21 protein-coding genes are annotated in these 20,896 nt (G+C 51.8%); 5 read left to right on the forward strand and 16 right to left on the reverse strand.

All coding sequences use genetic code 11. The features are described 5' to 3' along the window. The first annotated feature begins 71 nt into the window (after positions 1-71). The 5 genes from rpe to P1P86_06895 are packed head-to-tail and all read left to right on the forward strand — an operon-like array spanning position 72 to position 3,637. Positions 72-728 (forward strand): ribulose-phosphate 3-epimerase, encoded by a 657-nt coding sequence (rpe, locus tag P1P86_06875; protein MDF1574902.1) that lies wholly within the window; start codon positions 72-74, stop codon positions 726-728. Between the two features lie 3 nt (positions 729-731). After that, positions 732-950 carry a hypothetical protein gene (locus P1P86_06880; protein MDF1574903.1) on the forward strand — a complete coding sequence of 73 codons (219 nt, stop codon included), beginning with the start codon at positions 732-734 and terminating at the stop codon, positions 948-950. Between the two features lie 10 nt (positions 951-960). Beyond that, the gene (locus P1P86_06885; GenBank protein ID MDF1574904.1) at positions 961-1,815 is read left to right on the forward strand and encodes an ROK family protein; all 855 of its coding nucleotides are present in this window, start codon (positions 961-963) and stop codon (positions 1,813-1,815) included. 25 nt (positions 1,816-1,840) lie between these two features. Next, complete coding sequence (locus P1P86_06890) at positions 1,841-2,920, forward strand: Gfo/Idh/MocA family oxidoreductase (protein MDF1574905.1); 1,080 nt, start codon at positions 1,841-1,843, stop codon at positions 2,918-2,920. Positions 2,921-2,923: 3 nt separating this feature from the next. Next, positions 2,924-3,637 (forward strand): galactosamine-6-phosphate isomerase, encoded by a 714-nt coding sequence (locus P1P86_06895; GenBank protein MDF1574906.1) that lies wholly within the window; start codon positions 2,924-2,926, stop codon positions 3,635-3,637. On the opposite strand, the gene P1P86_06900 is transcribed toward P1P86_06895, so the two are convergent. The 16 genes from P1P86_06900 to P1P86_06975 form a co-directional block, all read right to left on the reverse strand. Further along, on the reverse strand, positions 3,638-4,852 hold the full coding sequence (locus P1P86_06900; protein MDF1574907.1) for an NAD(P)-dependent oxidoreductase: 1,215 nt from the start codon (positions 4,850-4,852) through the stop codon (positions 3,638-3,640). Between the two features lie 47 nt (positions 4,853-4,899). Beyond that, positions 4,900-5,583 (reverse strand): YkgJ family cysteine cluster protein, encoded by a 684-nt coding sequence (locus P1P86_06905; GenBank protein ID MDF1574908.1) that lies wholly within the window; start codon positions 5,581-5,583, stop codon positions 4,900-4,902. A gap of 1 nt (position 5,584) precedes the next feature. Further along, positions 5,585-6,130, reverse strand: a complete 546-nt coding sequence (locus P1P86_06910) for an SRPBCC family protein (GenBank protein ID MDF1574909.1) — start codon at positions 6,128-6,130, stop codon at positions 5,585-5,587. 25 nt (positions 6,131-6,155) lie between these two features. Then, the gene (locus P1P86_06915) at positions 6,156-7,250 is read right to left on the reverse strand and encodes an AMP-binding protein (GenBank protein ID MDF1574910.1); all 1,095 of its coding nucleotides are present in this window, start codon (positions 7,248-7,250) and stop codon (positions 6,156-6,158) included. Next, a complete protein-coding gene (locus P1P86_06920; GenBank protein MDF1574911.1) occupies positions 7,247-8,296 on the reverse strand; it encodes an o-succinylbenzoate synthase in 1,050 nt (349 codons plus the stop codon). Before P1P86_06920 ends, P1P86_06915 begins: the two co-directional genes overlap by 4 nt. Then, positions 8,297-9,199, reverse strand: coding sequence for a 1,4-dihydroxy-2-naphthoate polyprenyltransferase (locus tag P1P86_06925; GenBank protein ID MDF1574912.1), 903 nt, complete (start codon positions 9,197-9,199; stop codon positions 8,297-8,299). A 38-nt stretch (positions 9,200-9,237) separates the two neighbouring features. Beyond that, positions 9,238-10,059 (reverse strand): 1,4-dihydroxy-2-naphthoyl-CoA synthase, encoded by an 822-nt coding sequence (gene menB / locus P1P86_06930; protein ID MDF1574913.1) that lies wholly within the window; start codon positions 10,057-10,059, stop codon positions 9,238-9,240. A gap of 13 nt (positions 10,060-10,072) precedes the next feature. Then, the gene (gene menD, locus P1P86_06935; protein ID MDF1574914.1) at positions 10,073-11,683 is read right to left on the reverse strand and encodes a 2-succinyl-5-enolpyruvyl-6-hydroxy-3-cyclohexene-1-carboxylic-acid synthase; all 1,611 of its coding nucleotides are present in this window, start codon (positions 11,681-11,683) and stop codon (positions 10,073-10,075) included. A gap of 5 nt (positions 11,684-11,688) precedes the next feature. After that, positions 11,689-12,816, reverse strand: a complete 1,128-nt coding sequence (locus tag P1P86_06940; protein MDF1574915.1) for a chorismate-binding protein — start codon at positions 12,814-12,816, stop codon at positions 11,689-11,691. A 9-nt stretch (positions 12,817-12,825) separates the two neighbouring features. Next, positions 12,826-13,245: a PaaI family thioesterase gene (locus tag P1P86_06945; GenBank protein ID MDF1574916.1), complete on the reverse strand. Its 420-nt coding sequence runs from the start codon at positions 13,243-13,245 to the stop codon at positions 12,826-12,828. 35 nt (positions 13,246-13,280) lie between these two features. Then, positions 13,281-14,018 carry a ubiquinone/menaquinone biosynthesis methyltransferase gene (locus P1P86_06950; GenBank protein ID MDF1574917.1) on the reverse strand — a complete coding sequence of 246 codons (738 nt, stop codon included), beginning with the start codon at positions 14,016-14,018 and terminating at the stop codon, positions 13,281-13,283. 44 nt (positions 14,019-14,062) lie between these two features. Then, complete coding sequence (locus P1P86_06955) at positions 14,063-15,799, reverse strand: hypothetical protein (GenBank protein ID MDF1574918.1); 1,737 nt, start codon at positions 15,797-15,799, stop codon at positions 14,063-14,065. After that, positions 15,800-16,951: a DUF4249 domain-containing protein gene (locus P1P86_06960; protein MDF1574919.1), complete on the reverse strand. Its 1,152-nt coding sequence runs from the start codon at positions 16,949-16,951 to the stop codon at positions 15,800-15,802. Continuing rightward, positions 16,938-19,727: a TonB-dependent receptor gene (locus P1P86_06965; protein MDF1574920.1), complete on the reverse strand. Its 2,790-nt coding sequence runs from the start codon at positions 19,725-19,727 to the stop codon at positions 16,938-16,940. Before P1P86_06965 ends, P1P86_06960 begins: the two co-directional genes overlap by 14 nt. Beyond that, complete coding sequence (locus P1P86_06970; protein MDF1574921.1) at positions 19,724-20,455, reverse strand: hypothetical protein; 732 nt, start codon at positions 20,453-20,455, stop codon at positions 19,724-19,726. The genes P1P86_06965 and P1P86_06970 overlap by 4 nt, the downstream gene beginning before the upstream one ends. Positions 20,456-20,712: 257 nt before the next feature. Next, the coding region (locus tag P1P86_06975) for a hypothetical protein (protein MDF1574922.1) at positions 20,713-20,896 on the reverse strand (184 nt) is incomplete at its 5' end.

Below are 20,896 nucleotides of genomic sequence, written 5' to 3' on the forward strand. Positions count from 1 at the left end.
TAGGAGAAACGATCCGGTACAATGGTTGCGTATAATTTTAAAAATGTATTTTTACGGTAAAGCGCATCGCTATGAGCAAACACCTGATTGCACCCTCTATTCTGACAGCCGACTTCCTCCATCTGGAACGGGAGATTGAGATGATCAATCGTTCTCAGGCAGATCTCCTGCACCTGGATATCATGGATGGGGTATTTGTACCCAACCTGAGCTTCGGTTTCCCGGTGATCCGCCAGATCAAATCGGTAGCCAGGAAACCACTGGATGTGCATCTGATGGTGGTTCATGCCGACCGCTACCTGGAGGAGTACCGCGATGCAGGAGCCGACTGGCTGACAGTCCACTATGAAGCATGCACCCACCTGCACCGGACCGTTCACCGGATCAGGGAACTGGAAATGAAACCGGCTGTCTCCCTGAACCCTCACACCGATGTGGGCCTGCTGGAACCCATTCTTCCCGATCTGAATATGGTACTGGTGATGACGGTCAACCCGGGGTTCGGGGGACAAACATTTATTGAGGGCTCCTATGCAAAGATCCGGAAACTGAGGAAGATGATTGACCTGGCGGGCCTGGGCACCCTGATCCAGGTAGACGGGGGTGTGACGGAAAGAAACATCGGCAAACTGATAGAGGCAGGGGTGGATGTGTTTGTGGTGGGGAATACCATTTTTTCTGCCGGCGAACCGATCGATATGATTTCAAAACTAAAGAATAAACGATAAAGCATGTATCAACAGAGAAAACCGCGCGATTACCGGGCAATATGGGCCATCAGCATGGTCTTGCTGGCCATAGGGGTCCTGTTAACCATAAGCCTGGCGATGATTCGCCCGCTGGGATACGCGCTCCTGGGAGTCGGGGGTGTGGGACTGGTCATCAGCCTGAGCAATATGGACAAATGGAAAGATAAAAGCGGGAAGGACCATACCAGGCACTTCAACTGAAACACATTCTATGACTTTAAAGCATTATTCTATAATTGGCGTGGATCTGGGTGGGACCAAAGTGGCCGCAGGAAAGATTACCGGGGGAATTCTTAATCAACAAATTTCAGCAAAGATCAACCAGGATTCTGAAGATCCCATGGACGCGGTACGGCTTATGATGAAGCTGATCGCTCAGCTTATGGACAGCCAGGTGCAGGGCATCGGCGTGGGAGTGCCCGGACTGGTGAACCGTGACCGGGGGATTGTATACGATGTTCTGAACATTCCCAACTGGAAGGAGATACCCCTGAAAGCCCTGCTTGAAGAGAAATTTGCGGTGCCCGTATATGTGGATAACGATGCCAACTGCTTTGCCATGGGAGAATACCGCTATGGAGCTTTTGCAGGAAACGATGACTTTGTGGGCATTACCCTGGGAACAGGAATGGGCTCCGGAATCATCAAAAACGGGGCCCTGATCCCCGATGCGCACTGCTGCTCGGGCGAGTTCGGAACCATGTCCTATCTGGATGGAATCTATGAGAATTACACCTGCGGAATGTATTTCAAACTGAAGTACGGAAAAAACGGGGAAGAAGTGGCTTTGAAGGCCCGTGCAGGGGAAGCATGGGCGCTTGCAGCATACCGGGAAATGGGCATGCACCTGGGGAATGCCATAAACACCATTATCATGGCCGTGGACCCGCCTCTGATCGTCATCGGAGGATCTGTGGCCAGAGCCAGGGAGTTTTACCGGGAGGCCATGTGGGAATCAATCCGGAAGATCCCCTTTCCGTCCGTGCTGGAAAATTTTCGCGTCGAGTTCACGGAAACTGCTGACATTGCCATAAAAGGGGCCGCAGCACTTTGCCCGGAATCATAATTATAAACTAAACTTATAAAGTAAAATGGATAAAAAAGTAGGAGTAGGATTGATCGGAGCGGGGTTCATTGGCTCCATACACGCAGATTCCTTCAAAAAAATCAAAGATGCGGACATTCTTGCTGTCATGTCGCCGCCTCCCGGGCAAGCTCAGAAATTTGCAGAGGAGCACCAGATTCCCAGGCACTTTACAGATCTGGATGAGATGCTTGCGCTGGACGAGATTGACATGGTAATCATCGGGGCACCTAATTTCGTCCATAGCGAGATCTGCCTGAAAGCCGCTGCAGCCGGAAAGCACATTGTGGTGGAGAAGCCTTTCTGCATGAATATGAAGGAGGCCGATTTAATGATCACTGCCTGCAAGGAAGCCGGCGTAAAACTGATGTATGCCGAGGAGCTCTGCTTCACCCCCAAATATGTCAGGTTGAAAGGACTTCTGGATGAAGGAGCCCTGGGGAAACCAATCTTGTTTAAACAATCTGAAAAACACGATGGTCCGCATGCACCGCATTTCTGGGATGTGGAACGTTCAGGCGGAGGGGTCACCATGGATATGGGCTGCCATGCCTTCCAGTTCTTCCGCTGGCTGAATGGCAACAATCCGGTCAAATCGGTCTATGCCCAGATGAGCACCACCCTGCACATGGACAAGACTAAAGGTGATGACAACGGCATCATCATCCTGGAGTTTGAAAACGGGGTGACCGCCATGGCAGAAGAGAGCTGGACCAAGCCGGGTGGCATGGACGACCGCGCCGAGATCCATGGCAGCGAGGGAGTGGCCTATGCAGATGTGTTGCAGGGCAATTCCATCCAGACTTACAGCAACAAGGGGGTTGGGTATGCGGTGGAGAAGGCGGGAAACACCATTGGATGGAGCTTTACCATGTTCGAGGAGAACTGGAACTACGGTTTCCCCCAGGAGATGGAACACTTTGTGGATTGTGTGAAGAATGATAAAGAACCACTGGTGACCGGCGAAGACGGGAAGGCCGTGATGGAGATTATTTTTGCCGCCTATGAATCTGCCGGAACCGGAAAAAAGGTAATGTTGCCTTTTCATACCGATGCCGCCAAGCCCTTCGACCTCTGGAAGAAGTAAGCTATGAATATCACTTTCTGCCGCCATTACGGGGAGATGAGCCACCTGGCTGCCTCCCTGGTTCTGGAAGACCTTATCAAAGAGCCCGGACTGCTGCTTTGTGCAGCAAGCGGAAATTCACCGGAGGGACTCTACAGAGAACTGGCCGCAAAAGCCGGTTCAGACAAAGAGTTATGCAGCCGGCTAAGGATCCTGAAGCTCGATGAATGGGGTGGAATCCCGGAAAATCATCCGGTCTCCTGCGAGTATTTCATCAGAAAGAAATTGCTGGACCCTCTGGGGATTCCAATGGAGCGCTACATCACCTTCCGTTCCGATCCCGTGGATCCTGAAACGGAGTGCCAGCGGATTCGCTCCCGGCTGGATAAAGAAGGCCCCATCGATATATGCATACTGGGTTTGGGACGAAACGGACACCTGGGACTTAATGAGCCGGCCCCTGAACTGGAGCTTTTCTGTCATGTGGCCAGACTGACCACAGAGTCCCTGAGCCATCCCATGCTTGCATCCCTGGACAGCAGGCCCGCTTTCGGACTTACCCTGGGAATCAAGGATATACTGGCCTCCCGGAAGATCATCATGCTGGTATCCGGACCGGGAAAAAAACAAGTGGCCGAAAAATTCCTGAAAGAACAGGTTTCAAGCGAGCTTCCGGCCTCCTTCCTCTGGCTGCATCCCCGGGTGGAGTGCCTGGTGGATCGAACTGCCCTGGACTAACTACTCCCTGCCGGCCAGGTAATCCTCCAGATAAGCATACAGAGGAGTCAAAGCTCCGCCTGCGGTGATGGAGGCCCTTTCCAGCATTCCCGTTTGGCGGATCCCAAGCAATTCGGGGATCACATGCTCCATCAGGGCCGAACCGAAATCGGCCGAAGCATCCCGGGGCAGCTCTCCCGGCAAATTATCCACAGCCATCACGGTAATTCTTCCTTCCTTAAAAGCTGCGGTCTCTCTGCCGGAAACGGGATCATAGCCATAAAAAGGCGAAGCAATGGTGGAGGCCCGGATGGTGGATGCAATGGGTCCGTTAATATCACAGGAGATGTCGGCAATCAGGGAAATGGGAACTTTCCCGCCGGCCAGAGCCTCCCTGCTAAGCATCCGTGGTGACCGGGGATCCCAGAAATGACATGCCATAAACAAATGGGTCCGTTCGGCATAGGGTGCAATGCTGTTCTCGTACATCTCCGGATGCTCCATAAAATGAGCAAAGTCAAAGCCGCTTCCATCCTTCCGGCGGGTATAGTGCCAGGGATCTATACGCGTATAGACCGCCTCTTCAAACTCTTCTTTCAGAAAAAGATCCGGTTCCACCCGACGGATCCCGGCCCTTTCCAGAATCTCCTGTGCGCCTCCGGCTACCCGTCCGCCTCCTGTAACCAGGATACGCAGCTTTCCCGCTTCAATCTTCCTTAGCTCCTGATAAAGCTCTTGCAGGTCAAAACACTCATTGGCCGGCTTTAAGGAATAAACGCCTGATAACCTTCCAAAACCCAGTAAGCCGTTATAAGCGCCTACCACCCCTGCCCAGCGTCCGAATGCAACGACCCGCATTCCATCCGCTCCGGTGAGGTATTCGTAGTCCAACAGCCGGATCCCCTTCCTCACCACTTCCTGCAAAAGCCCCCGGTTGTAAGCTTGCTTTTTGGCGGTATGGGAAAAAAAGAGATAAGTCTTCCGGTCAATCAAAGCATCCCGTTTTACCTCCTTGACCCCCATCAATACATCACAGGAAGAAAGATCCTCGGCAAGGGCCAGGCCCCCGGCCTCATACTCGTCGTCTGAGAAACAGCGGAAACCGGAGGGCTGCACCCGTATATCCAAGTGAGGGTATTTTGCCAGAAGCGAGCTACATTGAGCCGGAGTCAGTGGAACACGCTTATCAGGGGGCGACTTGGTTTCGCGAACAATCCCAATGCTTATCTTTTGCATACACGAATATAAGAGATATTCGTGTATCCGCGTCCCGTTCCAGTATGCTAAAAAGAAGCTCCGCTTCCTTTGATCCAGTCTTCCATAGTCTGTCCCAGGCTCTCCATGGATACATATCCCTGTTCCAGCGGAAGCTCCCGGGATTGCAGCCCCACCTGCTTCAGATAGGCCACAAAACCTTCGTTAAGCATGCGTCCGGCAAGCAAGGGGAACTCGAAGAGATCGGGCCGGCTTTTTTCATCATCCGGGTTTTTATAATTTCTCAGACAGGACTTCTCCGAGGAGGAAAGATAGATCCGGCAGGCCATGGGCCTGGCATCATAAACCTGGCAGCTTCCTGCTTCCAGGAAAGGACAGGCAACCCTTATTTTCAACTGCTCTTCCAGGGATCCGTTTCTGGACAGCAAGGTTTTCTGCCTGGCCCGATCCAGAACTTTGTCCCTTTGTTCTTCTGAGAGATCTTGCCCTGCATAATCCCGGAGATATAAAAACTCATGGCTTACGGCAAACACTTCCTGGTGACAACACCAGGCACAGCCCTTCCTGCATTCGGCAGACACACCCTCCCGGGCTGAACGCTTCAGAAAAGAACCCAGTAAATCATCCACAGACTGATAGAGCGAAGCGATGGCCCGCTTTAGATTGACTGCCGTAAGCTCCTGATCCAGATGTTCATGTGCCAGGCGATAACCATCCCGGTAAAAGATCCGCCTGATTTCCTTCAGATCCATCCTATTCCGGCGGAGAGGGGGGATTGGTTTCCAGCCACTCTTTCAGATTGGCCAGCCCCAGTTCGAAGCTTTGTTTCAGGAAGATTTTCCCAAACATCATTCCCAGTCTGCCTATGGGATAAGCGGTCTCCTGGCTGAAGGACCAGGTGACATGGGTCCCCCCGTCCACTGGCTTAAACCTCCACTCTACCAGGGCCGGTTCCTCCACTTCACCGAACCAGAGGGACGATTCTATGTATTCGTTCTCCACGACAGAAATCACTTCCATGCGACCCGAACCTATTCTCTGTCCCTCCCAGGAATAGGTGGACCCCACATATCCGCCGGCAGGTTCAAGTCTCATATCGGCAGTGCTATCCTGGGTGTACCAGGGATCCCATTCATACCTGCTGTTAAAGGATGCCACGATGGGAAATATTTCTTCCGGCTGCAGGGCAATGGTGGTTTCTGCGCTCACTTCGGCAGTGGCGGATGAGAAGAGGGGAACAATCAGAACAGCTGCTGCCAGCACCAGGGCAATGATCAGAATAATTCGCAATGCTTTCATAGGATAATTTATTGGTTTTTACAAACTATAACAACAGCTTGCGGGCAGATGTTCTGTCCGGTTTCATGGAAGAATTCCTTGGAATGGATGAGGTGGTCAGAATCCGACGGGGTATTTCATAGCTGGAGAGCGTCCCTGAAAGCTGTTCCAGCCATTTATCCAGTGGTGGACGCTTGTCCGGATATTCCACCAGCAGGACCAGCCGGTTCCCCAGTTTTCTGTCCGGTTCGGACAGCACCAGGCACTCGTGTCCGAGGCACTCCCGGATCTGCTCTTCCAGCACTTCAGGAATGATTTTGATGCCCCCGCTGTTGATCAGATTATCGAACCTTCCCAGCCAGGTAAACCCGTGTTCTCCGGGATGAATTTTTACCAGGTCGTTGGTGATCAGCCGACCGGAGGTGATCCCGCTAAGCTCCACTTCCAGGCAACCCCTCGAGTCGAGTCCGATCTGCACCCCTTCCAGTAACTTAAAAAAGGGATCTGCCTTTCTACCATTGATCCTTCGCAGGGCAAAATGGGTATAAGTCTCCGTCATCCCGAAGGACTCATAGATCTGAGGTGTTGACAGGGTCGAAAGCCTCCCGCGGGTGGCAGGGTGGAGTTCCCCGCCTCCGATAAGCAACTTGGCGATTCTTTCAAGGGGATCGCCATACTGGAGCGACTCCTCGATCTGAAGGGGGACCATGGCTGCAAAATCAAGCGGTACTCCAATATGCTGCAAAGGTCTGGAAGAGGGTTCCACGAGCAGCAGGTCCAGTCCACCCAGCAGTGCCCGGACAAGCATCATCTTGCCGGCGATATAGTGAACCGGCAGGGCGAGCAGCACCCGGTCTCCCCTCCGCAGGTTAAAATATCGGATGGTTCTCCCGGCACTCCGGATCATGGCTTCCCTGGAAAGGATGAAAGATTTGGGATCTCCGGTAGAGCCGCTGCTCTTCTGCAGGACCGGAGCGCCACCCGGATCCAGGAACAATCCCAAAAAGGAGAACAGCTCTTTCCTCCATGCCGGCACGGAAGAATCGGCCGACTGCTCTCTGCAGTAAGCCCGCAATCCGGGCAGCGTATAAAACGCTCCCTCCAGTTGAACGGGTTCTCTGATAGCCTCGTTGATATTCACTTTTTGACAGGATTCAGATTCCAGGGTACTTCAGGCCGGTACCATAACCGGTCACCGCTCATTTGCAAAGGCGAGGCTATGTTGTTGGTATACAGAGCCCCGGTGCCCAGACCCTGGTGCAGGCTTACCCCCCGTTGCCAGGTCCACTGCGCAATGGCATTCAGGCCAATGCTGGACTCCAGGGCAGAGGTGATCCACCAGCCGGCTCCATATTCCCCGGCCAGCGCGATCCAATGGGAAGTCACCGAGAATCCCCCCAGTAATCCGGGTTTCAGAACAAGATAGGCAGGCTTTACTGCCTCAAGCAGCAAGTGCCTCTGCTTCGCATCGCTAATGCCGATCAGTTCCTCGTCCAGGGCCACCGGGATGGCAGAGCCGGCACAGAGCCCGGCCAGTTCCTCCTTCTGGCCGGGGGCAATGGGTTGCTCAACGGAATGAATGCTGAAGCGGGAAAACTGCTCCATTTTTTCCAGGGCTTCACCTGGTTCCCAGGCCCCGTTGGCATCCAGCCGGATCTCCAGGTCGACCAGGCCAAACTCGGTGCGGATCCATCTCAAAAGCTCCAGCTCCTCCGAAAAGTCCAGAGAACCCACCTTCAGTTTTAATACCCGGAATCCAAGTTGCATTTTTTTCCGTATCTGACTGATCATAAATGCCTTGCTTCCCATCCATATCAGTCCATTGGTCGGAATGCCTTCCAGTCCCCGGGTAAAAGATGATTCATAGAGAATCCTGAGCCCTCCCGTTTCCAGGTCCCGTACAGCCGTTTCCAGGGCAAACTGAACTCCCGGCAGGGAAGGGAGCCGCTGCAGGGGATCCATCTCCCCCCGGTTGATCAGTTTGCAGATATGGTCAAGCTGGATCCCCATCTCCTCCCCGTCCTCCATACTGAGTCCGGGAATATAGGATACTTCGCCCTTACCCTTTTTACCCTCTTCGTTTTCCAGTTCAATAAACCAGCAGGGTTTCTCCTCCAGTACACCCCTGGAGGTTCCTGCGGGCCTGACAAAGATCAGGGGATAAGTGATATATGTGGCCCGGACCATTTAAAGCACCAGTCCGATTCCAAAAGAGATGGAGAAGAGAAGGGTGGCCATAGCCAGCCTCTTCAGCTCCCTGTTAAGTTCCAGGGGCACTGTATTGGTAATCACCGTATTGATATCTGAGATCAGGAGCGGGACCGGAAGCAGGAAAATCAGCTGGTAGTAGGATTCGAAATGGAGTGTGGTATAAATCACTGCCAGCACCAGTGCGGTCAGGAGTAGAACCACGTGATAGGTCTTGGCCCACCGGACCCCCATTCGAACGACCAGAGTATTCTTCCCATTGACGGCATCATTTTCACGATCCCTGAGGTTATTCAGGTTCAGCACTCCTGCACTGAATAGGCCCACAGAGGAGGCTGGCAGCAGGATGGTAGGATGAAGGGAATGCGTATGAAGGAAATAGGTTCCGGCCACCCCCAGGATTCCGAAATAGACAAATACCATAATGTCACCGAATCCCACATAACCATAAGGTCGTTTACCAATGGTATACTTGATTGCTGCAAAAATAGCGGAGAAGCCAAGAAGGAAAAAGAGTGCAAAAAGCAGCATTTCATCCCCTCTGAGGCCGAACCAGATCAGCAGCGATCCGGAAATAAGACTGAGCAGAACAAATACTACGATCATCCATTGGATCTGGCGGTGCGACACCAGTCCGGCCTGGGTGACCCTCAGGGGCCCCAGCCGGCGTTCGTTGTCGGTCCCTTTGCGGGCATCTCCGTAATCATTGGCCAGGTTTGAAAGGATTTGCAGAAACAGCGTGGTCAGCGTGCCAAAAATAAAGACGCCCCACCGGAAACGGTTTTCAGCAAATCCCAGCAGGCTGCCCAGGGTGGTGGCAGAAACAGCCAGCGGCAGGGTCCGCAGTCGAAAAGCCCGGAGCCATATTTGGGTCGTATTCATCCGAGTACAAAACTAATGAAAATCTTTGAGTTGAGTGCTCAGGGCAATTTGGGAAACTGATCCCAGTCCGGATCCCTCTTCTCCAGGAAGGCATTCTTACCCTCCTGGGCCTCCTCGGTCATATAGTAGAGCATGGTGGCGTTCCCCGCCAGCTCCTGGATCCCGGCCTGTCCATCCAGTTCAGCATTGAGTCCGGCCTTGATCATCCGCAGGGCAATGGGACTGTGTTTCATGATCTTGTTGCACCATTCCACGGTGGTATTTTCCAGCATATCCAGCGGAACCACCTTGTTGACCAGGCCCATTTCCAGGGCTTCAGCCGCCGTATACTGTTCGCACAGGAACCAGATCTCCCTGGCCTTCTTCTGTCCCACATGCCGGGCCAGAAAAGAGGAGCCGAAACCCGCATCAAAACTGCCCACTTTGGGCCCGGTCTGACCGAAACGGGCATTTTCAGAGGCAATGGAAAGATCGCAGACCACATGCAGTACATGTCCGCCTCCGATGGCATAGCCGTTTACCATGGCAATGACCGGTTTGGGAAGGCTTCTGATCTGCCGCTGAACATCCAGCACATTGAGCCTGGGCACTCCGTCTTTCCCCACATAGCCAGCAAAACCTTTCACATTCTGATCCCCTCCGCTGCAAAAAGCCTTCTCACCTTCTCCCGTAAGGATCACAACCCGGATCTCGGCTTTCTCCCTGCAAACTACCAGGGCTTCACTGATCTCCCGCGTCGTATCGGGAGTGAAGGCATTATAGTATCGGGGACGGTTGATGGTGATCTTTGCGATCCCCTTGCAAAAATCAAACTTTATCTCTTCAAATTCCCGGAGGCGAAGCCACTCTCTTTTCTCCATCTCTTACAAATAGTTAACTGAATAATTCTTTAAAGATAAGACTATTTTCACTGGCGGTTGTATCCACTTCAAGCACTGCCAAAGCTTTACCTGAAGAGAACAGGGCGCCGGTCAGGCCTTCCAGTTCCGTATAAGAGGCAACACGTCCGAAACTCCTGCCAAATGCCCCGCAGAGCAGCTCCAGCGATACCGGGTGCCGGGTCACACTGAACTCCTCAAAAAAGCTCATCTGGTCGGGCCCCTCCAGCAGACGGAATATGCCCCCGCCGCCATCGTTCAGCACCACAATCTTCAGATTTTCCGGGAAGTCCTTGTTCCACATTCCATTGGAATCATATATAAAACTAAGGTCGCCCAGAAGCAGCAGGTGCAGCTGGTCCGATACCATGGCCGCTCCCACTGCTGCCGAGAGGGAACCATCTATCCCCGAAGTACCCCGGTTGGAATAATACTCCAGATCCTTTCTGGCAGGCAGCAGTTGTGAATTCCTGATAGTGGTGCTGTTACCCAGGTGAATCACCGTTTGGGGCGGAGCAGCGGACAGAATTCTGGAAACAGCAGTAAGGTTCCCGAATGCCGCCTGCTGAAGATAGCCTGAAGCACGCCTGATCTCCCTGTCTTCAATCTCCTTCCATAAAGGCAGGTAGGTGTTGCCTGTCCCGGGGGAGTCCCCCCTGATGTTCAAACGGGAAAAGCTCTGAAAATCATCCTCCAGCTCTAAAAGCTCCACAGCCTCCAGAGATTCAACAAATAGTCTCATCCGCTTGGAGACCACCTGTCGGCCAAAGGCAATCACCAGGTCGGGCCTCAGGGCCGCCCGTTCCTCTTCCGAAGCACCTGAGAGAACAAGCTCCGGAGTGGAAATAAACAGTTCCGAGGCCAGGTTGGAGATATTCTCAGCCACTACCACTGTTTGGCTGGAGCTCAGGAGCTGCTCCAAATCTTTTTTCAGAGCAGCATTCCTTTTCCCCATACCAGCCAGGATCAACACCTTTTTTCCGGCCAGATCGACGGAAGCGACCGAAGCTCCTGCCGAACCGGGAAAACCCTGGCCGGACTCCGCGTCGCTTCCTGTCAGAATGGAAGGAGGAAGCGCTTCATAAAGCGGTTCCAGGAGTGGCAGGTTCACATGCACAGGACCCGCAGGATCAGAGAGGGCTTCCCTGAACAGCTGTTCCAGGGCCTGGAGTGCATGTACCAGATCCTTCTCTTCCCTGACCTGGGGCGGAAACTCAAAAAACCCCTTTGAGAAATTAAAATAGGGGGCACGCTGATCGCAGATCTGATTGTTAAACTGGGAAAGAATCTCCCGGGGACGGTCGGCGGTAAGCACCAGCAGGGGGATTTGTTGTTGAAAGGCCTCAGTGAGTGCCGGGGAAAGATTCATCACAGCGGTACCGGAGGTGGTAAGCACCACCACCGGCTCATTCAGTTGCCGGGCCATCCCCAGAGCCACATACCCGGCCGAACGTTCATCCACCACACTGTGGCATTGAAAGCGCTTATCCATGGTAAGCAACTGGATAAGCGGTGCATTCCGGCTTCCGGGAGCAATAACCGCATGCCTGGCTCCGGTTTTTTCCAGGAGGGACGCCATTTCGGAAATATGTTGAAGATGATGCATGGACCTTACTCTTCAATTTTTATGTAGGTACTCATGATCTTCAACAGGGAGAGTGCCTTCAGGTGTGTCTCGCTCCACTCTTCAGCCGGATCCGATTCCAGGGTGATCCCCCCTCCGATGTAAAGTGAGATATACCCGGGCCTAATCTTCATGCACCGCAGGTTTACAAACAGGTCGATCTCACCGTGAGGCAGGATGGGACCCAGGAATCCGGTATAATAGTCCCGGTCGTGGGGTTCCAGCTGCTTAATAAAGCTGATAGCATCCTCCTTGGGCTGACCCGCCACAGCCGGTGTGGGATGCATGGCTTCCACAAACTCCCACAGTCTGCCATTTAACCTGGCAAAGTCGAGGGAAAAATCGGTTCGAAGGTGCAGAAGGTTCCCCGCCTTCTTCACATAGGGGGAGCTTACCCGGTAGTCTTTCACTCCGAAAGCTCTCAGGACATCATGAATGTAGCGGGTTACATATTCCTGCTCCAGCACCTCCTTGGCAGTCCACTTGTTGATATCCAGGTGTTTCTCGGCATAGGGCCTGGTTCCGGCCAGCGACACCGTGGAAAACTTTTTCTCCCGGAGCCTGAGCAGTGGCTCGGGTGAAGCGCCCAGCCAGAAGTGTTCATCGCTTTTGAAAAGATAAGTAAAGGCATTGGGATGTCTTCTGCACATGGCCTGGAAGAGTCTGGGTACAATCCTCCTATGATCACCCTTCACCAACCTGATCCGGGAAAGCACAGCCTTTTGAAAGGCGCCGGTGGCAATGGAAGATTTAATGGCATCCACCTGCTCCATATAAGCCTCCCTCCCAGTCACCACAGGAGCAGGTCCATTCCATTCCGGAGGAGGCCTGGAATCAAGTTCCTCCACGGTCCGGATGGTCTCCCGGGTAATCTTATCTCCATCGATCACCAGGTCGGGTTTAATCAGTATATAGCGGTGGCCGTTCCGTATATCAAAGGGGGCCATGATAAAACCGGTCTCTCCGGAAATATCCCGGATACTGAAGCCCTCCAGATTTCCGGGAGTGGTTTGTATATAGGTCAGGGAGTGTTCGTGCTGGGGCAGGCGAAAGGTAACAAAAGGGAGATTTTTGGAAATGGCGGCGTTATGAATAGCTATCAGACCTTTGTTCATAGTGCTTGCTCAGCCTTCTGCTTCCGGCTTTCTTGGTTTAATACTATTGGTAACGCGGCTGATTGAAATAAGTTTGCCCTGATCATCTTTAATTGTCACATCCCAGATATGTTTGAAATCAGCTTTTACCAGCAGGGTGGCTTTTGCAAAAAGAGTCCCCTTCCTGGCAGGGGCAATATGCTGGCTGTTGACCACACTGCCCAGAACAATAAACTGATCCGGATCCACCAGCAGGTAGGATGCGGCACTTCCCACGCTTTCCGCCAGAGAGATCAGGGCTCCACCATGCACCACTTCCATGGGCTGGTATAGCTTTGGGGTAATGGGCATCATGGCCTCCAGACTGCTCTCGGTAGCCCTGGTAAACACAATTCCGAGCAGCTCCATAAAGGTCTCTTTACAGGCCCTGTTAATTTGATCAATAGTCATCCTTAATTCTCCGGATCCAAATATACAATTTCTTCCTATCTCTTTTCCAGTACCAGCAACATCACCGATCCCAGGAAAAAGGATTTACTCCGGATCAACTTAAATCCGGCCACATCCAGGATCATTTTCATTTCACCGATCGTATAGTAGTTTTTGGAAGAACTGGCCAGGTATTTATAGGCCTTCAGGTTGCCCGATATAAATCCCCCCAGGTAAGGTAGTATAAAACGAAGGTAGAAATCGTTAAAAACTCTCCAGAGCGGACTTTTCGGTTTACTGCTCTCCAGCACCACCAGCTGTCCGCCTGTTCGAAGCACCCTGTATATCTCCGAAAGGTGTCTGAAAGCCCTGGAATTTTCGTAGACCAGGTTCCTGAGTCCAAAGGTGATCCCTATGGAGTCGAAATGGCCATCCTCAAAAACCATCTCTCCGGCATCTCCCTCCAGGAAGTTTATGGAGGGAAGGCTGATGCTTTCTTGAAGTTCGCCCTGCTTCCGCCGGGCCTCTCTGAGCATCTCTCTGCTGAAATCAAAGCCGGTAAGCACAAGCTCTTTGTCACTTGGATGCGATTGCCGGGCCAGTTCGAGTAGAAAATCGCCCGTACCGGTGCAAAGATCCAGCACCCGTTGTGGATGGCTCTGTAAAAGTTCACTGGCCGCCTTTCTTCGCCAGGACCGGTCTCTCCCGAAGGTAAATATCCTGTTCACCCGGTCGTAGGTCCTGTGAATATCCTTGTAAAAATCGTGCAGTGGATAGTCTTTCTGCTGCTCCATCATAGAACATGTTGAAGTAGCAAAGATATCATAAATAAGGCTTTCTATTCCACCAGAAACTCCGAAGATGCAGAGAATACCTCACCGCCGGGCAAAACTCCCCGGACCTGTATTAGATATTTTCCCGCTTGTTCAGGGGCCCGGAAAGAAACCTTTGTCTGTTTGTCCCCTTCCAGCCGGATATCAGCTGCCCAGAAAACGGTGTTCCTGGCATCCGGCACCCTTTCTTCCGTGAGAGACGGTGATGCCGTGATTACATTCTCAGGCTGAAAGTTCTGGTAATCAAAAAAGTATGATCCTTTTGGAAGGTCTATCCCGGCCATATCGCCCTTCCTGGAATGGATGGCAAGTACGCCCCCGAAAGCCACATTCCCCTTCAGGTAGATCTCATTGATCAGGTCTACCCGTTCGATTTTTTCAGGCGACAGAGCCAGCAATGCCTGATGATCAAATACAGAGATATGATCGATCATGATCAGAGGATTATAAACCCGGATGGACTCATTGGAGCTCAAAACTCTGATTCTGGTCTCTCCCCCCTTCTTGTAAAACTGCAGTTCCGGAACCAGATTTATAAATACCTCCTCCAGGTTGGGTAAGCGTATATAATCGTCAATGTACAGCCGTTTTACCCTGGTCCCGTAAAAGGGAATTCGCTTACCCTCTGCGACAGTCTCCTGGAAAGGAACTTCCGCAGGGCTAAGGGCCTGACTGAATGCATTGGATATCTGCATGTTCAGGGTGATTTTCCTGGCGATCTCCCTTTCATAATCCGTCAGATGGAATGTTTCAAAGGGAAGCCCCATGGCCCTGGAATCAAATTCCTCATCGATCCGGACTTCCAGTCCGCTCTCCTTTTCCTGTTCCGGTGTTACAAAAAATTCCAGTCTTTCTCCCTCAGCAGCCGGAACCGTGAGTATAAACCTTCCGTTTATATCCGACATGGTCGCGAAAAAGTCCGGTTCCTTCCCCAGCAAAGCAAAATGCAGGGTTGCATATGGCACCGGCTGCAAATCCGGACTCAGCACCGAACCGGATATACTGATCCCATTGCCCAGGTCAGGAAGGAATGCCACCCTGAAGCTGTCCCTCTCCTGATCCGGAAAGCGGTACGATCCGCCAATCAGGTCAATGGCACCCTCCGGAGCCACTGTAAGGCAACATCTTAACTGATCCAGTAAAACCGAGGAAGCAGCATTCAGGCAAAACTCCACCTCCTGTCCGCTCTGATATGCGCCGGAAGCGGTGGAACACTCCAGCACACCCTCCTTAAATATAAGCTGATCTGCGCTGACATACGAAGCTCCCTGATCGTCCAGAACAAGCACTTCAGAGCGATAGGGATTAATAATCTTCAGGGCCGTATAACTGAAATCCTGAGGACCCCGGTTTCTCATCCAGCGGGTATAAGCCTTTACATAGTAGTTGCCCGTAAGCGATTCGGAAGGAATACGAAGGGATCCCTCCGCCTTTCCGCCCGCAATCCTGTATTTACTCTGAACCAGGGGAGTTCCGTCCCCTGCAATCAATTCGACATAGAGCACACTGCTCCAGGGACTTCCTTCCGGAAGCCCGGAAACTGCATAATCGGCCATGAAATAAATGCTTTCATTCACCGAATAGAGGGAGCGATCGGTAAATAGCTGAAGCTCCTCCTCTATGTTCAAAGCTTCTTCCCGGTAGTCCGGGTCATAGGGTGTTTGTGCCAGGACCGATCCGGAGCTTATTCCCGCCAGGATGGCAAAAACCAGTAGTCGATATGCCTGTTTAAATTTCTTCATTTACCAGAAGTCGGGTATTTTATTGCTTCCTCCACGCAAAGTACAGTCAAAACAGCTTTTCTGGGCCCAGAGCCATGGCGGTCCCGGTCCAATCAGAGCGAGCGAATAGAGGTAATAGTATTCATCATACATGAACTTGCTGTTGTCCACCAGGGTATCCAGCACGCAGGTATACCCGCTGACGGGGAAACTCAGATCCGTCTTATCCACTACAATGCGGTCATCCCGGATCTGTGTGGCATAAAAGCAGCCCAGGACTTTTTCATAGTCCGAGTTCACATTATAGATATTACCCAGACTGCTTGATGGCTGGGTCTCATACAGACTGCCTGAGCTTGCCGACTGGGCTGCCAGCTTTTGCCAGTACTCATAGGCCTGGTCGGTGAGAGAGTGCTGTTCCACCAGCAGATTGTAGCGCTCGGTCAGCCTCGGTGTCTGGGTGGATACATAGTGCAGCTTATTCTGATAAATATTGTTTTCCGAGAGCAACTGGGTGGAAGCGGCATAAACGCTTGTGATAGTCTCGGTCATGTAGCAGGTGGAAACCGTATCTCTGATATAAGGAATGTTCTCTCCCCGGTAGCGGACATATTGAGCCGTGAAGGGCGAATGATATTCCCAGGTGGCAATGGCCTTCCATCTGTAATTCCGGGAGCCCCCCTGCTGGCCCCTTACATCGTTATAAAACTGAATTCCGTACCAGCTCTCGTCCGGGTCCTCCCCACTGGAAACTTTCTCCACCCAATACAGGGAATCGATGGGTGGGCAGGCCAGAAGGGTGTCGTAATCGGATGCATATACCTCATTGGACGGAGTGATCACCTGAACCGCGTATGATTTACCCACTGACAGGAAGGACTCGTCCAGCCAGGCTTCATAAATCCCGTCCTCCTGCATGCTTTCCGCATAAAACTCCGTGTTCCCTTCATTATCCTGTACCGTCACCACGCATCCTTTAACAGGTCTGTAGACAGGATTATTATAGGGAGTGGAAACAGAGACGGCAACCTGGTATATCCCTGGCCTGTCGCTGATCATCCCTTCAATGACCATCACCTCCTGGGTCTCATTGATCACGGGATTATAAGACTCTATGCAGGAGTGGCAAAGCAGTACAATCAGCCCGATGATAACAAATCTATTCACTGGCATAGTTCCCTAATTTAAAGTTCCAGGAGAGGGTAATCACGGTCTGCCCGAAAATGGAGAGTTTGTAACCGTTAATGCTTCCCCCGTCATTCTGGAAATAGACAGAATAGGCATTTCTTCTCCCGGTCACATTATAAAAATTAAGCATCCAGTAGGAGTGAAACAGCTTTCTCTCCTTCAGGTTTCCCTCCAGGTTGATGGAGAGGTCTACCCGGAAATAATCCGGAATCCGGTAACTGTTCCTGCTGGCATAGTCGACAAATTGCATTCCGTCAATATAGTATATAGATACCGGGTAGGTAACCGGCCGTCCGGTAGTGTAAACCATATTGGCTGAGAAACTGAGCCTCCGGTTCAGCTTCACATTGCTTACCACACTCAGATTATGAGGACGGTCGAAATTGGAGGGATAGGGCTCTCCAAGATTAATTCGTTCACTGGGTATGGGAGAGTCGACTTCCATGATGGAACGGGAGTAGCTATAAGCCACCCAGCCGCTCAGTTTTCCGGCGTTCTTCCTGAACAGAGCCTCGAAACCGTATGCATCCTGTTCTCCCTGCAGGGTCACTGTTTCCACGTGTGGTGTACTGATGAAACTGGCTCCATCGCGGTAATCCACCACATCATGGATCTTCTTATAATAGACCTCCAGTGAGGTATTCAGTCCGCCTTTTGGAAAATCCTGATAGAATCCCAGCGAAAGCTGATCTACAAAGGGCGGTGAGATGTTGTAGTCGCAAAGCTTCCACTGGTCGGTCGGCGAGATGGCAACCGTATTACTAAGCATAAACAAGAACTGGTTGACCCGGTTGTAGGAAAATTTCAGGGAATTATTGGCTCCGAGCATAAAATTCACGGCAAGCCGGGGCTCCAGCCCTGTATAGGCTTTAAGCACTTCAAAGGGCCTTGAATCAAACACATCCACTACACTGCCCGGCTGAAGCGCCTGTCCCTCCCCGTAAACCCGGACCTCACCCGGACCAAGTGAAAGAAAAGTCGCAAAGCGGAGCCCCCCGTAAAGAGTGAGGCGGGGAGTCAGGGAGATCTCATCGGCCAGGTATACGGCAGTTTCCACCCCGTTATCCAGTCCGAGTTCGACCGGCACACGCATGGAGATATCGCCGTAAGGAAGAACCTTGCCCCGGTTCAGTCTGTACAGAATGGCATTCCCGCCAAAGGTCAGCTTGTGCTTTCCAAGGGAAAGCCAGGCCAAATCGATCTTTGTTTCATAGTGGTCAATTCGGTAGGACTGGGTCCATGCCTCCGAAGCCACCTGTTCATCAATGGTGCTGAAATCATAGGCGCCGTAGACCAGTGCCAGGTCTCCGGTAAGCCTGGAACCAATTCTACGCCGGATGTTGAGCGATCCCCCTGCATTGTTATACTCGTACTGGTTAGTGGAGCCCAGCCTGAAAAAGTCGTGACTGAAATATCCGAATGCCTTGACCAGCGTCTTCTCTCCCGGTTCCCAGGTCAGCATGCCCGACAAATCGTTAAAACTGGCCTTGCTCTCCCTCAGCTGGGGGTCCTGCAGCTTGTCGAGGATCCAGTCTGAATAGGTGGAACGCCCGGCCAGAATAAAGGAGCTCTTTCCTTTCTGGATGGGACCTTCCACCGAAAGGCGGGCCGTTACCGGGCTTATTCCTCCCCGGGCGGTATACTTATTCAGGTTGCCCTGACGTGCCGTTAAATCAAAAAAGGAGGCAAGCCGTCCGCCATAGGAGGCCGGCAGATTACTTTTATAAAGGGTGAAGTCCTTCACAATATCGGGACTGAAAGAGGTGAAGAAACCGAAAAGGTGGGAACTGTTATACACCGGGACCTTGTTCACATAAATCATATTCTGGTCTGCTGCACTGCCTCTTACGTTAAAACCCGCCGCTCCCTCTCCAACCGTCTGAACACCGGGCAGCATCTGGATCACTTTCAGGATATCCTTCTCTCCCATGACAACGGGAACTTCCTTCAGGACTTTGTAATTGAGGCGGTCAAAACCCATCTGAGTTCCCCTGACATTGTGGTACCTGTTGGCCTGGACGACCACCTCGGTAAGCGCAATAACACTTTTTTCCATGGTGATGGCCAGATCGCCGTCTGAAAGAACCTCCAGGTAGTTGTTGCGGTCCTCCATTCCCATGCATTTAAACTCAACGGAATATTTGCCCGGCCTGACCACCATGTTAAAGCGGCCGTCCACATCGGTGGCCGTACCTCTCTTCAACTCTTCAAAATACAGGGTGGCCCCGACCAGGGGATCACCGGTTTCCACGTCCGTGATCTTTCCGTGCAGGACAGCCACATTTTTGCCCCCTCCTTCTTCCCTGCTTCCGACAGTGATGGTTTGCAGCATTCCTGCCTTCCGTCCGTCTATGTATCGTTGCTCCGTGGAGGTAAGCCCTGCCCCTTCCCCCTCTTTCATCTGATCTACCTTGCCGGCCGATCCCGAATATTCCGGGAGCCTGTGCACAAAAACCTGCTGATTGGACAGGTAAATCTGTTTCTCCCCTTCCACATGATAATAAAGACCCGCCGGCAGAAGGGTCCGGTCGAGGGTCCTGCGAAGCGAGATCTCCTCTCCCGAGGCTGTTACTCTCACGCCGCGGATCCAGTTCTCCAGGAAATAAAAGCGAACCCCGGTTTGCTGCTCCACATCGTTTACGAACTCCCCGAAAGGAACATCCTGGAAATCCCCCCTGAACAGGATATCTGAATTCTGACCCCGCAGGGAAAAGGGGATCATGGCCATAATCAGCAGGGAAAGGTGAAGTAACTTCCTCATCCGTTTACTTCCTTTAATAAGTTACTTGCTGCCATAATTAAAAGTTCCAGCTGTTCCACAGAGGCGTCCCTGATCCGGATATAGTTACTCCTTAGAAGTCTCTTCAGGTCTTTCTGAATGGCTTTGGGAAAAAGCTTCACAAAGCTCTTGTTATTTTGAAAGGAATAGACGGAAGCATCCAGTTCCAGCAGGAAATCTCTTTTGGGCGGAGTATACTCCTCGATAAATCTGGAATCTCCACTAAGCGGAACCAGAATTTTCTTCCACTGGATATAGAGGATTATTCGCCCTTCACCCAGGACCTGGTAGAACTGCTCCCCGGCCTGCTCCTCCAGAGTCAGCCTTCTGAAAAAGTTCTTTTCAATAGTAAATTCATCCAGCCGGTCACCAACGAGGATCACCTGGTTCTCTGCACCGTTCATGGTCCGGTATTCTACCTCCACCTGCTGGGCATGAATATCATACTTAAGCCATATCGGACTGTACAACCTGCCGCGAATGGTAACAGAACCCTGGTGGGCCCATCCCTGCAGGAGGTATGGATGCCCCATGCTGCCCGGATGTTTGTTGTAGTACTGCATCCCGTTCACCAGCTCCTGGTCCTGTCCGTATGCCCAGGCCACCAGCTCATTATAGTCAAAGGATGACTCTCCGGAAGACTGCTGGCCGTGCAGGGATATAGAAATCAAACAAAAGCCAAAAACGGCTGTCAGAACAAGTCCTCGCAAATCAGGTCCCATTTATAGAATATCACAGTTTATTTTCAGGTCAGTTTCCACTTTGACTGGTCAAAGTGGAAAAAGTTTAATTACTTCGCTAATTTCAGGAATTCCCCGGCCTGCCCGAACCATCCTTATACCCTGTTATCAATAATAACAGATTAAAGTTTCGCACTTATTCTTTAAGCACATGATTTCAACCAATTACGGTTTGACTTCATATGATATGTGTTAGTATTTCAGTCATTTATCTTTTCCATTTTCAGTTATGCAGCATTCTGCAGGTCCGGTTCCTTGGGAAGCAGGCGGCTGATCATATCGTATGCCATCTCATCCTCAAGGATCCTCTGTAGGATATCCATCTCATCAACATCATCAAACAATACCTCCAGCACCCTTATCAGCTCTATGAACAGACCCCACAGCCTTTCATTCAGACGGGATTCTGTA

It is taken from the genome of Bacteroidales bacterium (assembly GCA_029210725.1).
Classification (GTDB): domain Bacteria; phylum Bacteroidota; class Bacteroidia; order Bacteroidales.